General features: G+C 64.6%; 9 protein-coding genes, 1 tRNA gene and 4 pseudogenes. 9 read left to right on the top strand and 5 right to left on the bottom strand.

The window, feature by feature from the left end; genetic code table 11:
• Nucleotides 1–39: 39 nt before the first annotated feature.
• Nucleotides 40–129 (top strand) — tRNA-Ser (locus tag ABIC70_RS02800).
• Between the two features lie 282 nt (nt 130–411).
• On the opposite strand, the pseudogene ABIC70_RS02795 reads toward ABIC70_RS02800, so the two are convergent.
• A pseudogene (locus ABIC70_RS02795) lies at nt 412–1,323 on the bottom strand (IS630 family transposase); the annotation flags it as partial.
• 196 nt (nt 1,324–1,519) lie between these two features.
• Entirely contained in the window at nt 1,520–2,176 is a 657-nt protein-coding gene (locus ABIC70_RS02790) for a TetR/AcrR family transcriptional regulator (RefSeq protein WP_354438822.1), read from the bottom strand.
• Nucleotides 2,177–2,751: 575 nt separating this feature from the next.
• Between ABIC70_RS02790 and ABIC70_RS02785 the strand changes: the two genes are divergently transcribed.
• From ABIC70_RS02785 to ABIC70_RS02760, 6 genes and pseudogenes are all read left to right on the top strand, one after another.
• On the top strand, nt 2,752–3,771 hold the full coding sequence (locus ABIC70_RS02785; RefSeq protein WP_236961860.1) for an HlyD family secretion protein: 1,020 nt from the start codon (nt 2,752–2,754) through the stop codon (nt 3,769–3,771).
• Complete coding sequence (locus ABIC70_RS02780) at nt 3,768–5,342, top strand: DHA2 family efflux MFS transporter permease subunit (protein WP_043388087.1); 1,575 nt, start codon at nt 3,768–3,770, stop codon at nt 5,340–5,342. The genes ABIC70_RS02785 and ABIC70_RS02780 overlap by 4 nt, the downstream gene beginning before the upstream one ends.
• 1 nt (nt 5,343) lies before the next feature.
• Nucleotides 5,344–6,981, top strand: a complete 1,638-nt coding sequence (locus ABIC70_RS02775) for an efflux transporter outer membrane subunit (protein ID WP_354438820.1) — start codon at nt 5,344–5,346, stop codon at nt 6,979–6,981.
• Nucleotides 6,982–7,027: 46 nt separating this feature from the next.
• Nucleotides 7,028–7,227: pseudogene (locus ABIC70_RS02770) on the top strand (IS3 family transposase); the annotation flags it as partial.
• Between the two features lie 482 nt (nt 7,228–7,709).
• Complete coding sequence (locus ABIC70_RS02765; RefSeq protein ID WP_279901079.1) at nt 7,710–9,365, top strand: porin; 1,656 nt, start codon at nt 7,710–7,712, stop codon at nt 9,363–9,365.
• Nucleotides 9,366–9,782: 417 nt separating this feature from the next.
• The gene (locus tag ABIC70_RS02760; protein ID WP_075381168.1) at nt 9,783–10,061 is read left to right on the top strand and encodes a hypothetical protein; all 279 of its coding nucleotides are present in this window, start codon (nt 9,783–9,785) and stop codon (nt 10,059–10,061) included.
• Nucleotides 10,062–10,082: 21 nt separating this feature from the next.
• Here ABIC70_RS02760 and ABIC70_RS28385 read toward each other — a convergent pair.
• The 3 genes and pseudogenes from ABIC70_RS28385 to ABIC70_RS02750 all read right to left on the bottom strand — a co-directional run.
• Nucleotides 10,083–10,184, bottom strand: a pseudogene (locus ABIC70_RS28385) (IS5/IS1182 family transposase); the annotation flags it as partial.
• Nucleotides 10,168–10,480 (bottom strand): annotated as a pseudogene (locus ABIC70_RS02755) (transposase); the annotation flags it as partial. The pseudogenes ABIC70_RS28385 and ABIC70_RS02755, both read right to left, overlap by 17 nt.
• Nucleotides 10,481–10,850: 370 nt before the next feature.
• Nucleotides 10,851–12,257 carry an aminotransferase-like domain-containing protein gene (locus tag ABIC70_RS02750; RefSeq protein WP_354438819.1) on the bottom strand — a complete coding sequence of 469 codons (1,407 nt, stop codon included), beginning with the start codon at nt 12,255–12,257 and terminating at the stop codon, nt 10,851–10,853.
• Nucleotides 12,258–12,470: 213 nt separating this feature from the next.
• On the opposite strand from ABIC70_RS02750, the gene ABIC70_RS02745 reads away from it, so the two are divergent.
• The gene (locus ABIC70_RS02745) at nt 12,471–12,890 is read left to right on the top strand and encodes a RidA family protein (protein WP_051044636.1); all 420 of its coding nucleotides are present in this window, start codon (nt 12,471–12,473) and stop codon (nt 12,888–12,890) included.
• Nucleotides 12,891–12,893: 3 nt separating this feature from the next.
• Nucleotides 12,894–13,724 (top strand): transporter substrate-binding domain-containing protein, encoded by an 831-nt coding sequence (locus ABIC70_RS02740; RefSeq protein ID WP_043346418.1) that lies wholly within the window; start codon nt 12,894–12,896, stop codon nt 13,722–13,724.
• Nucleotides 13,725–13,738: the final 14 nt, after the last annotated feature.

Below are 13,738 nucleotides of genomic sequence, written 5' to 3'. Positions count from 1 at the left end.
CGCGTGCTAGGCACCCCCGGTCTCATCGAGGCACCTTGCGGAGAGGTGGCAGAGCGGTTGAATGCACCGCACTCGAAATGCGGCATGCCTGCAAGGGCATCGGGGGTTCGAATCCCCCCCTCTCCGCCAGTCGCCCCTGACGCACGCCATAGATTTTCGTTTTTGGGGGCGTTTCCGGCTACGATCTCATCATAATTTGTCGCTGATGCGCGTGCGTCATCGATAAATAAGGACTGTTCGCCCTGGCAATTCGATGCCTCGCGATCCGATCGTGGCAGGCCTGGAACCCGCCGCGCTCCTGTACAGGCTGAGCCGCATCTACTGCTGAGACATGGGGCAGGAGGATGCCCTTTCGCATCCAATGCGTGTGTTCCGGCGGGCGATGGATTTCGCTAGAGCATTTTCGATTTGATCTGGCTCATATCCTGCGGCGGCGCAGAAGGTGGCACACTCATCGGGCGTGATCGTATCGATGAGCCGACCGATGGCTGCCCACAATCCCTCGACAGTGCGCGCGGCGGCCTTGCGCAGCAGCGCCTTGAGCTTTGAGAAGGCCATCTCGATCGGGTTGAAGTCGGGCGAGCCGGGCGGGAGGAAGAGCAGCCGCGCGCCGGCCGGCCCTGTGTGGCTGCCGAGGTTGTCCGTCACGACGGTGTCGTCGGGAGCGAGTTCGGGCACGAGCACGCGCTCGACGGAAGTCTGGAAGGCGTCGCGGATGATCGGACCGTCCAGCACGAACGGCGCCGCGAGGCCCGACAGGCGCAGGCCCGCCACGAAGGTCGTGGTCTTCCAGTGACCGTGCGGCACGCTCGAGCGAAGCCGTTTGCCGCGGGGGGGCCGCAGGTGCGGGCCATGTCGGTCGAGGGCCAAGTCTCGTCGAGGAACACGAGGCGGGCGAAGTCGAGATCGGGCTGGCCCTCGAACCACGCCTCGCGGGCGGCCTTCACGTCCGGACGGTCGTGCTCCGTGGCGTGGGCTGTCTTTTTGTGTACGTCAGGCCGCGCGCGTCAGGAAACTGCACAGCGTGCGCAACCCAACCGTTCGGTCGTGCTCATCCTTCAAGCGGACCTGCATCTCCTCCAGGGTGACGTCATCCCGCTCGGCGATCAGGGCCCGCAAGAACGCCTCGTGCGGATCGAGCTTGCAGCGGCGTGCCCGACCTTGCGGACGGGCCGCCACCGTCCGGGTCGTGGCCAGTGCCGTCATAAAGCGGATCGCGGTCGCAGCACCCGCCCCGAAGTGCTTGGCCGCTTGCCGGCGCGAGGTCGCGCCTGCCGCGTCAACCACCCGCTCACGCAGATCCTGGCTGTCGGGTCGGCCCATGCCGTGCTCCTCACAGGGAGCGCGCAATGAATCAGCCCAAATGCCCGGTGTGAACCCCAACCGTCCGATTCAGCGCATTCCGAAAAATCTCTAGTCGATCTGGACAAATAATTGAATATACTGTTAGGTGAAATGTTTTATAGTTTGTTGATTTCAAATAAGATTGGATTTTTTGGGTCAAAAAACAATCTATCCGCTAAAGATCCTTTGCGACATAAGTTTTCGCGAACACAGAGACCGCCTCGGCGACATGGTCCTTGATCTGATCGGGGTCGATGGCGAAGGTGTGCGGGGTGAACAGCATCAGCGGAACGAATTTGCCCATGATGCTGCCGGTGAAGATCTCCGCCGCCCGCGCCGGATCGTCGCCGGTGAATTCTCCGCGGGTCCGGGCCTCGGCCAAGTAGCCCGTGAGCTTCTGCAGGGTACGGCCCGGCGCCATCGCGTAGAAGGCCTCCCCGAGCGCCGGATGCCTGTGAGTCTCGTTCACGATCATGCGAGCCAGCGCGACCACCATGGGGCTGCACATGCATTCCAAAAGTGCGATGCCGACCGATTGCAAGACGATTGGAATGGGCCCATCGCTCTCCAGAGTTGAGTCGAGAACTTGTCGGACTTCGTTGTTCCGGTTGTCCACCACTTCGATGAACAGATCTTCCTTGCTGCCGAAATGCCGATAGAGCGTTTCTTTGGACGACCCAGCCGCGAGAGCGACCATCTGCATCGTCGTCTCAGCGAAACCGTGCTCGAGGAATACCTTCTCGGCAGCCTGGGCAATCTCCGCGCGGCGCCGCGCCCCGCGCGGGATTGGCCCACGCGCGGCCTTCTGATCGACCTCTGCGGCGCTTGACATCGCTCCGTCCACCCTCGCACATCCGAACCGCCGGGTTCGGTTATGTTGACCGCGTCTAAGGCAAGTGGGCCGCGTGATCGAGTGTTCCTTCGGCTGCGCGGTCGATAGGGTTGCGAATCCGATTCATGGCCGACGATGATACTGACCGTCGATCGCGCTCCGGTGGCCGCCCGCGCGACCGCCGCGACTATATCGATCTCGGCTCCGAAGCCGATGATCGCGGGCGCCGCGCGGCACGCGCATCCGACCGCGAGGAACGGTGGGACGGTGCAAGGTCCGTGGCGTTCGAGACCAGCCGCCGCCGCAGCTCCGACCGCGCCCGGGACGAAGCGCAGGACAATTATCCCGATGACGATCAGGACGATGACGGAGGCGAATCCGTAGGAGATCGCGGGCGTCGGGACGCGGATCGATCGGCGGATGACGATCGCCGCGGGCGTCAGCAGAACGAAGAGCACCCCCGCGGCAAAGGATCGGACGGGCAGGACGGATCGGGCCGCGATGGGCGGACCGGCAATGCGGAACAGGGCGGCCGGGATCAGGATGCTGAACGGCGCAGCAAGCGCCGACCGCTCGTGATCGGCATCGGCGCGGTCGTGGTCCTTCTGATGGTGGCTGGCGGCCTCTATTTCTGGTTGTCGACCCGCGGCAAGGCCTCGACCGACGATGCCTATACCGACGGCAACATCGTCAGCATTGCGCCCCAGGTCGCCGGGCAGGTGATCTCCCTCGATGTCACCGACAACCAGTTCGTCCACAAGGGCGACCCGCTGTTCCGCATCGATGCCCGGCAATACGTCTACCGACAGGAGCAGGCCCAGGGTCAGCTCGACGCGAGCAAAGCGCAGATCGCCAATCAGAAACTCGGCGTCGAGATCGCCAAGAAGAACTTCCCGGCCGCGCTGGCGCTGGCGCAGGCGAACCTCGCCTCGGCCAAGGCCAACCTCGCCCTGCAGCAGGCGAATTACGACCGGCAGAAGAGCCTGCCGAAGCTGGCCACCACCCAGCAGGATGTGGATACGACCGCCGCGAACTACCAGCAGGCGAAGGCGCAGGTCGAGCAGGCCGAGGCCCGGGTCATCCAGGCGATGCCGGTCCAGCAGAATATCGGCCAGTCCGAGCAGCAGGTCGACCAGCTCCAGGGGCAGGCCGAGCAGGCCAAGGGCCAGCTGGACCAAGCCGTCCTCAACGTCGAGTGGACTGTCGTGCGCGCGCCCCAGGACGGCTGGGTCACCCGGCGCAACGTCAATGCCGGCGACTACCTGACGGCGGGCCAGCAGGTGATGTCGCTCGTCACCACCGACGTCTGGATCACGGCCAACTTCAAGGAGACCGAGCTGGACGGCATGCGGCCCGGCCAGCAGGTCACCATCACGGTGGACGCCTATCCCGACCTCGACTTGCATGGCCATGTGGACTCGGTCCAGCGCGGCTCGGGCTCGAAGTTCTCAGCCTTCCCGGCCGAGAACGCCACCGGCAACTTCATCAAGATCGTCCAGCGCGTGCCGGTGAAGATCGTGATCGACTCCGGGCTGAAGAAGGACGAGCCCCTGCCCCTCGGCGTCAGCGTCGAGCCGACGGTGCTGCTGAAATGAGCGGCGATCCGAACCAAGGCTGGAAACCCGCCTACAACCCCTGGCTGATCGCCATCACGGTGACGCTCGCCGCCTTCATGGAGATCCTCGACACCACGATCGTCAACGTGGCGCTGCCCTACATCGCGGGGTCGCTCGCCGCCTCGAGCGACGAGGCGACCTACACGCTCACCGCCTATCTCGTCGCCAACGGCATCGTCCTGACCATCGCCGGCTGGCTCTCCGACACGATCGGGCGCAAGCGCTACTTCCTGATCTGCATCGCGATGTTCACGGTGTCGTCCTTCCTGTGCGGCATCTCGCAGAGCCTGGGCCAGATCATCGTGTTCCGCTTGATGCAGGGCTTCTTCGGCGGCGGCCTGCAGCCGAGCCAGCAGGCAATCATTCTCGACACGTTCCCGCCCGCCAAGCGCGGGGCGGCCTTCGGGGTGACCGCCGTGGCGACCGTGGTGGCGCCCGTGCTCGGGCCGACGCTCGGCGGCTACCTGATCGAGCACCTGGACTGGCGCTGGATCTTCTTCGTCAACGTCCCCGTCGGGATCCTGGCGGTGATCGCCAACAGCATCCTGGTGCAGGACCCGCCCTCCGAGCAGGAGAAGCGCAAGACCAAGCGCGGCATCGACTATATCGGCCTGTCCCTCATCGTGATCGGCATCGGCTGCCTGCAAATCGTGTTCGACCGCGGCGAGGACGACGGCTGGCTCGGCTCGCCGTTCATACGGATCATGGCGACGATCGGCTTCCTCGGCGTGTTCGGGGCGATCTGCTGGCTGCTGACGGCGAAGAAGCCGATCATCGACCTCGACGTGTTCAAGGACAAGAACTTCGCCATGGGCTGCGTGCTCATCGGCGCCATGGGCTTCGCCCTCTACGCCAGCGCCGTGGTGATCCCGCAATTCGCCCAGAACGTGCTGGGCTACACCGCGCTGAAATCCGGCCTGATCCTGTCGCCAGGCGGGATCGTGGTGATCATCCTGATCCCCATCGTCGGGCAGCTCATGAAGGTCGTCCAGACACGCTTCATCGTCATGTTCGGCTTCGCCTTCATGGGCGCGGCCCTGTTCTATTCCAGCCGGCTCGCCCCCGACATCGACTTCAGGACCCTGGTGCTGATGCGCTCCCTCCAAACCGCGGCGCTCGGCTTCCTGTTCGTGCCGATCTCGACCATCGCCTACCTGACCCTGCCGCAGAAATACCGCAGCGACGGCGCGGCCCTGTTCTCGATGTTCCGGAACGTGTTCGGGTCGCTGGGGATCTCGCTCTCGACCGCAGCCATCACCGAGCGCACGCAGGCCGACCAAGCGCACCTGTCGGGGTTCATGACGCCGCTGCGCTCCGGCTACAACACGCTGATCCAGGAGAGTGAGCACACCCTCCGCTCACTCGGCCGCGCAGCCTCCGTCGTGCATCAGCAGGCGGTCGCCCACACCTACCAGACCTACATGAAGCAGGCGCAGGTCTTGGCCTACAGCAACATCTTCCAGTACACGGCCGTCATCGCCCTGATGGTCGTGCCGCTCTGCTTCCTGATCTCGGCCAAGACCGCGCAGGGCGGCGGGGGAGGACACTGACATGACCTCCCGCATCTCCTCCCGCATCTCCTCCCGGCCCCGCCCGTGGCTGCGCGGCGGCGCGGCCCTCGCCCTATCCGGGCTGACGGCCTGCACAGTCGGACCGAACTTCCTGCCCCCCGCGGCGCCGCTCGCGGAATCGAGCGACTACCTCGACACCGGCCAGCCGGCCCGGACCCCGCTGCCGCTTCTCGCCCACACCAGCGCGGTGGAGCCGGCGGTGACGTGGTGGCTCGCCTTCCGCGATCCGATCCTGGCGCAGCTCGAGGACCGCGTCGCGGCGCAGAACCTCGACGTGCAGACCGCCACAGCGCGCCTGTTCCAGAGCCGGGCCCAGCTCGGCACCGCGGCCGCCGCCGGCCTGCCAACCCTCAACGGCCAGGGCAGTGTCTACCGGCAGCAATTCAGCAAGAACGGCACGATCGGCCTCCTGTCCAACTCCCTCGGCGGCGTCACGGGTGGCAGCGGCTCCAGCGCCTCCAGCAGCGACCTGACGGCGCCGCTGACCAACGGCTTCGAGAGCTATACGCTGGGCTTCGACGCCTCCTGGGAACTCGACCTGTGGGGCAAGGTCCGCCGGTCGGTGGAATCCGCCCAGGCGCAGGCGGACGCGGCCGCCGAGCAGCGGCGCGACGCGCTGGTCTCGAGCCAGGCGGAACTCGCACGCGACTACGTGCAGCTACGCGGGACGCAGGAACAGATCCGGATCGACCTCGCCAACATCAAGGTCAACGAGCAGATCCTTGACGTGGTGCGGATCCGCCAGCAGCGGGGTCTCGTCACGGGCCTCGACACGGCGAATGCCGCCCAGCAGGTCGAAGCGATCAAGGCGCAGCTGCCGCAGCTCCAGCAGCAGGAGATCCAGCAGATCAATGCCATCGCGCTGCTGCTCGGCGAGCCGCCGCTCTCCCTGTCGCAGGAGCTGGTGACCGGCCGCGCGATCCCGCCGGTGCCGCCGCGAATCCCCGTGGGGGTACCGTCGAGCCTCGTGCTGCGCCGCCCCGACATCCGGCGGGCCGAGGCCAACCTGCACGCGGCGGTCGCCGAGATCGGCGTCGCCGAGGCGCAGTTCTTCCCCTCCGTGACGCTGTCGGCGAGCCCGGTCGTCAACGCGGTCGATCCGGGCAAGATCTTCCGGGGCTCGTCCCTGCAATACATGAATGTGGGGCCGTCGATCTCCATCCCGCTCTTCGAGGGCGGGCGGCTCAAGTCGAACCTCGTCCTCCAGCGGGCCCGCCAGCAGGAGGCGGCGATCGCCTACCAGAAGGCGGTGCTCCAGGGCTGGCACGACGTCGTCAACGCGCTGGCTGCGCTCAGGGGCGACGAGGGCCGCCGGGCGCGGCTGGCGCGGCAGGTGGCCGATGCGCGGCAGGCGTTGGCGCTGTCCCGGGCGCGGTACACGCAGGGCGTCGAGATCTTCACCACCGTCCTCCAGGCCTCTCAGACCGTGCTGCAGGCCGAGACCAACCTCGTCCAGGCGACGGCGGCGATGTCGACTGACTTTGTGGCTCTGTCGAAGGCGCTGGGAGGCGGCTGGGAAAGCACCTTCCCGGCGGGTCCGACACCGGCGCTAGACCTGTCCCGGGTCTCTGTCCCGGCTGCCGATCTCACCCATGCGGGCGCCGGGCCGATTCTGTGAGATCAGGCCCGAGCGGCCTGGTGTCGGCGTCGCCTTAAACGCTTGCCCGAACGGCTTCTTCGCCTGGAAGAGCCGCCCGGCTGTGAGGCGGCAGCGCGAGGATCTCGTGCTGCTCACCCCTGTTCGCTCCACCTTCGCGCTCTCGCACGAGACCTATGGCAGCCCCGTGTGACGCACGAGCTGCACGAACAGGGCGTGGCGGCAGGCCGGCGACGCGTGGCCTGGCTGATGCTGGGCGACGGGCTCAGCGACGATGTGTTCCCCGGTCACGGAGAGCCTGCGATCCCTTGCCTAACGAGAATGTGTAGCGATTGAAATTTATCGCCAGAACCGAAACAAAAATGGCAGTTCATGGCATAAAGTCACGTCTATTTGATCCTGCCTGCGAGTTAAATTGCCACCGATGGTCATTTTTGGAATCATTTTTGGGGCAGTGCAGAGATAAGGAAACAAAGAGAAACGCGATTTGCATCCAAATTGCTCGATTGTTTCTGATAAACAGGGGTATTTTGTTGCCAAATAGCCACATATTATTCGCGCTGTTCTTGAGCTGGATTGAGCCTCATTGCTCAACCGTGCCGACCCGCGCATCCTGATCCTGCATCGGGGCATCGCAGTCCAACGCCCCGTACAAGCCTGCCTTCAGATGCAGGCGGCGATGCACTTCGCGGCGAGATCCGGAAAACGGGCGCTGCCGCACCACGGGTCTCGAAGCTTTGAGGATATCGATGAGTGTCTTGAAAAGCGCGCTGCTTGCGTCTGCTGCAGCATTCATAGCGGCGGGGGCGGCCCATGCCGCAGACCTGCCGGTCAATAAGGCTGTCCCCGTCGAGTACGTCCGCGTCTGTGGCGCCTATGGCGCCGGCTTCTTTTACATTCCTGGGACTGACACTTGCCTCCGTATCGGAGGCCGTGCGCGGTTCGAAGGTGGCTACCAGCCCAGCTACACCCGCCAAAGCGGCACCAACAGTGGTGACACCTCGGGATACCAGGGGCGCCTGCGCATCAATCTCGATGCCCGCACGCAAACTGCTTATGGGACCCTGCGAGCCTTCGTGCGCCTCGATGCCGGCGCCCGGACGGGCTACTCTGGTGTCGGCACTTCAGGGACCCAGCAGCGCATCGGTCAAGCCTTTCCCGGTCTCGGCATCGATCAGTTCGGCCGCGATCAGCAGTATGTGAATGTCGACAAGGCATTCATTCAGTTCGCAGGGCTCACCGCTGGTCGCGCCTCCTCATTCTTCGATTTCTACGCCCACGATTTCGAGTTCGCCGGCGCCACTCTCGGATCCGACGTGTTCTCTACAAATCTGCTGGCCTACACGGCGACCTTCGGCAATGGTTTGTCGGCGACCCTGTCCATAGAAGACCCTGTGTTCCGTCGAACCCCGATCTTCTCGCCGACGAACAACCCAGCTGGTGTCACGGTCAACGCCAGCGTTGCGAACTTCGCACAAAGCAATTCGCCAGCTCCGGTGTTCATCGGCTATACTAACGGTATTCCAACCCGCTATAGTCAGGTCGATGTGATCCAGCGCGAGCGGATGCCCGACTTTGTCGGCGTCCTGCGCGTCGATCAAGCCTGGGGCACGGCCCAGCTCTCAGCTGCGGCGCACGAGTTGAACGTCGGCGACGTCGCCAACGGCGCCGGTACGGGCACGGGCTCAAACGTGAGCATCCCACACACCAACAGTGTGTACGGATGGGCCGTACAGGGCGGCTTGAAGATCAACACGCCATTCATCGCGCCGGGCGACTCCCTCTACTTGCAGGGGGCCTATGGAAATGGCGCGCAGATGTACACCGGGTACTGCGCCTATACCGGCTGCTACACGCAGAGCACGCAGACCATTCAGGGCCAGAAATTCAATCAGTATTTTGCCGACGCTACACTCAATCCATTCACTGGTCAGCTTGAGACGTCAACGAGTTTCACGACCACGATCTCGTATCTGCACTACTGGACGCCGGAATGGCGCTCGGCCTTCTTCGGCTCGTATGGCGAGCAGAGCTTCTCGAATGGGGCCCGCCTTGCGCAAGGTGCCATCTTCAGCCTAGAAAACCCCAACGGTACGAATGCCTTCGGCTCCAACGCCGTCGGTGTGCCAGGCACTCGGTTCTACCAGCTGAGCCAAGCGCTGCGCGACACCTACCAGTTCGTCGCTGGTGGCAGCATCATCTGGTCGCCGGTCAAAGACCTCGATATCGGCGTCGAGGCGTTCTACACGCAAATCGGACTGAAGAGCGGCCGCGCTATCGATTTGGACAAGAGCCCGACGGCCTACTCCAACATCTCCGGCATCAACAACGGAACCTTCGCTGTTGCCACCGCGACGAAAGACTCGATCTCTCAGGTTCGTTTCCGCGTCCAACGCGATTTCTAATTCCAGATCGAGACCGGTTATCTCCAAAGCTTCCCGGTCTTGATGTCCCCGTGCAAAGGGACCTTACTCACCCGGCCTTTGTGCCGGGTTTTTTGTGTCCGACGATGCGACAATGCGGCAATGCGGCAGCGCCGACATCCATCGCCGCCCGATGCTCTCCGAAAGGGCCTGGGCAAGGTCCAAATACTCTTTGGGAGAGGCATGAATATATAAAAGATTTAGCGCGCGGATCTGACGAATTTCATGCAGAAATGAATCGGCAACATCGATCGCGATATTGTGTTCAATGTACGGTCATGCTGTGTGCATTGGCACACTGCGTTCAAGGTGCGACCGATCAGGCCGGATCGATAGTGGCCAATCCGTGTTTGACACCACCCAGGGGATAATGCCCCACGTTTCTCTACGGTGCATTCTGTGAAAAAGATCGTTTTATGTGCAGTCTTCGCTGCAATCCTCGCGACCCCTGCCGTCGCACAGGCGGTGATCGAGACGCCGACCAGCACAACCGTCGTCGTCCCGCCTGGCGCGCCAGGCGTGATCACGCGTCAGCCGGGCTCCACCGGCGATGAGGATGCGTTCACCTACTCGCCGTCCGGCCGAGCGGAAGATGGCATCGCAACGGACTCGGCCGCCGCCGGCAATGAAGCACAGCCCTCACGCGTCGGTTCGACCGGGAGCGGCGGAGGCAAGTGACGCTCTAGGGTGTGGACTTGATCAGCACCGGAAGGCGATGACGGCGGCCAGAGCGAGGGCCGAGGCGTAGTTGCGGGCGAGTTTGTCGTAGCGGGTGGCAATGCGGCGCAAGTCTTTGAGGCGGTTGGAGGCTGCTGTCGAGGGCGGCTGCATCGCCTGACCATTCGGCCTTGGCCAGCGCGGCGAGCGTGGATTTCCAGAAGCCGCGCCGCGATCGGCGGTTGAAGCGGGCGTAGACCGTGGTACGCGGGCCGTAGGCGACCGGGCAATCGCGCCAGCGAGAGCCCGATGTCAGCACGTGCAGGATGCCGAAAATGATCTGCCGGTCGTCCTTCCGCTCGGGTTCGGGATGATCCTTGGGCATGAACGGTTCGATCACCGCCCACTGCTCATCGGACGAGCCAGAACAGGTCCGCCATCGCCACCTCCAGGCCGCAAAACGGCCGCCCGGAATCACAAAACGACAAACTCTGCAACGCCTTGGTTCGGTCCACACCCAGCCGAAAGACCTGAGATTTGCGTGTTCCGGCCCCTCGGCTTCAATGGCGAGGGGCTTCGAAACCAGCCCGGGAGCAATGCGCCCAACCCGGACGGTCAAAACCGATGGACAACGCCCCCGAAGCGGACGTCGAGCCAGACAGATCACAGGTCAGGGCGGGCCGGAGCACCGCGTCGGCGGCGTGCTGGTTGGCGGAGATTCGCAGGAATTCGAAGGGCGCGCGATCGCTCCGGCGTGATGTCGACGCCCCGTGACTCGTCGTCAGGGGACCAAAGCGGTGGAGCCCCGTCTCATACCGCGCCCCTGAATCGAACCGTAGGCGGTGCACCCGCCTCAAGCAGGCCCGCCAATTTCTCCAGTGCCTCTCGAAGCGTTTCGCGATCGGGCGCTGCGTTGACACAGACCCGGACGGTATCGCTTTGGTGCAACGACGACACCTCGAACAGGCTGATCGGCGTAACCCCGACCCCGGCTTCCTCCGCGGCCTGCGTATAGGCTCCCGCCGACCAGCCGTTCCCCAACTTCAGACAGAAATAGTACGCGTTCGGTTGGGTGAGGATGGCTTGCCGAGGCAGGAGACCAGCCACGAGTGCCTGCCGCGCTTGCGTTTCCGCACGCATCGCGGCGACGACTTGATCGATCCGCCGCGACTCCAGAAGGCGCGTCGCCCATTCCGCGTTGAATGGCGATGCCATCAGCGTGGTCGCACGCAGCGCGATACCGAAAGCAGAGACCAGCTGGCGGGGCACCCGCAGGAAGCCGATACGCAATCCCGGGCCCGCAAGCTTCGACAAGCTTGAGATGTGCACGACCCGGTCCGGCGCTGATGCAGCCAGCGGTCTCAGGATTGGGTCGGGCAGGAAGCCGTAGACATCATCCTCGACGATCAGGACGTCGTGGCGCGCACAGATTTCGGCCACCTCCCGCCGCCGTTCGTCCGACATCGTGGCGGTGGTCGGGTTGTGCAGCGTCGGCGTGCAGACGAGGACTTTCGCTCGGGTCCGGCGGCAGACCACGTCGAGGTATTCGGGCACGATGCCTTCGCGATCCATGCGGACCCCAACCAGCGAGCGACCCAGCATGCCGGCCGCGGATTTCAGGCCGTAGAAGCTCAGCTCCTCGGCCAGGACGGCATCGCCCGGATGCGTCAGCGCCATCAGGGAGAGCAGCAGGCCGTGCTGGCCGCCGCAGGTGACCAGCACCTCGTCGGCCCGGGCTTCAATCCCGAAGCGACCGAGCCATCGTGCTGCAATGGTCCGATGCCTGAGAAGACCGACGTCGACTTGGCTCGCGAGCAGGCCCCCGAGATCGACGGCGCCGTCGAGTTCGGGGCGGATCAGCGCCAGCGCAGGGTGATGCATCGCATGCGCCGGGAAGTTGTGGGACAGGTCGACGAAGGTCTGGCGTGGGACCGGCTCCCGAAGGGATGGCGGTCCGTCCGGATCCTGCACTGGGTTGAGGAAGGTGCCGCGGCCGACCTCGCCTCTGACAAGGCCCAGCCGCTGCATCTCGGCATAGGCCCGGCTGACCGTCCCGATGTTGAGCGACAGCCATGCGGCCAAGTCGCGTTGCGGCGGCAGCCGATCGCCCGGTCGCAAGACGCCGGCCCGCAGCGCGATCTCGACCGCGCCGACGATGGCCGAATAGCGAGCCCCGGCCGTCCGCTCGACGGCATCGATCCATCCGGGTCGACTCATACCTGCACCGATTGTCCCACACATTGTCTCGGTCGGACCGCAGCCACGACCGAAATTCAAGCGCGATGCCGCTCATATCCGCGCGCCAGGTCCGACAATGTCGCCTAACTTGATCATGACAATACGGTCCCGACCCTGGGTACGGGACATCACGCGGGTCAAGCCTGCGGAACGGAGATCGCGGTGCCGAAGCCAGAATCAGACCCGTCGGCCATGCTCTTCCACATGGTCTCCGACGGGCCGCAGCCGGTCGCTCCCTTCAGTCACGCGGTCGAGGTCGACGGCTTCGTCTTCGTCACGGGGCAGATGCCAGACACGCCGTCCAACCCCGGCCTCCTGCCGGACGGCATCGAGGCGCAGACCCGCAACGTCATGGCCAACCTCACAACGATCCTGGCCGGGCTCGGCCTGGGATTGGAGCACGTGGTCGTCGCGCGGGCCTTCCTGACGGAGTTCAAGCGCGACTACGCGGCGTTCAACGCGACGTACAAATCCTTCTTCCCGCACGACCGCCTGCCGGCGCGAACCTGCGTAGGCACGACGGGGCTCGCCTACGATGCCTTGGTCGAGATCGACCTGATCGCCCGTCGGGGCGCCGCGCCATCCCTTTCGTCGAGCGAGCAAAAGGACTGAGCCATGGCTTCCGTTCGGGACAAGATCCTCGCCATCGCCGCCGCGGCGGCGCTGAGCTTGAGCGTCGGGGCGTCCCAATCCTCTGCGGCGAGCCTCGACGACATCAAGGCCAAGGGGTCCATGGTCGTCGCGACCGAGGACAGCTACAAGCCGTTCGAGTACGTCGAGAACGGCAAGCCGATGGGCCTCGACCACGACCTCCTCGCGCTGCTGCGCAAGGAGGCGCCGTTCAAGATCGACCAGCAGATCATACCCTGGACGGGGCTTCTGGCCGGGGTCGCGACCGGGAAATACGACGTGGCCCTGACGGCGGCCGTCATCACCCCCGATCGGATCCAGAGCCTGAGCTTCACGATGCCGATCGCCGAAGCGACGCAATACTACGTCGTCCGCGCGGACGAGACCCGGATCAAGGGTGTCCCCGACTTGGCCGGCAAGACGGTCGGCGTGCAATCCGGCGGCGCGTCCTACGCGGCCCTGGCCGATCTCGAACCCACGCTGGCGAAGACAGGTGGAAAGCTCGGCAAGGTGGTGCAGTACACTTCGCTGCCGGAGGCATATCAGGACCTCGCCAATGGCCGGCTCGATTACGTGATCAATGGCGTCGTCAACCTCGTCAGCCTGACGAAGGACCAGCCGAAGCGCTTCAGGATGGGCGAGGCGGTCGGCGCGCCGACCTATGCGGCCTGGGCCGTAGCCAAGGGGAACGACGGCCTCCTGGCCTACCTCGACCAGTTCATGGCGAAGGTGCGCGCGAGTGGAGAGCTCTACGCTCTGCAGGAGAAGTGGCTCGGCCGGGCCTTCAAGGACATGCCGTCCGCACCGACCAAGTAGCCTGGGAGCGCGGG

The organism is Methylobacterium sp. 1973, assembly GCF_040545035.1.
In the GTDB taxonomy this organism is placed as follows: domain Bacteria; phylum Pseudomonadota; class Alphaproteobacteria; order Rhizobiales; family Beijerinckiaceae; genus Methylobacterium; species Methylobacterium fujisawaense.
This window is presented reverse-complemented; position numbering and strand designations above follow the sequence as displayed.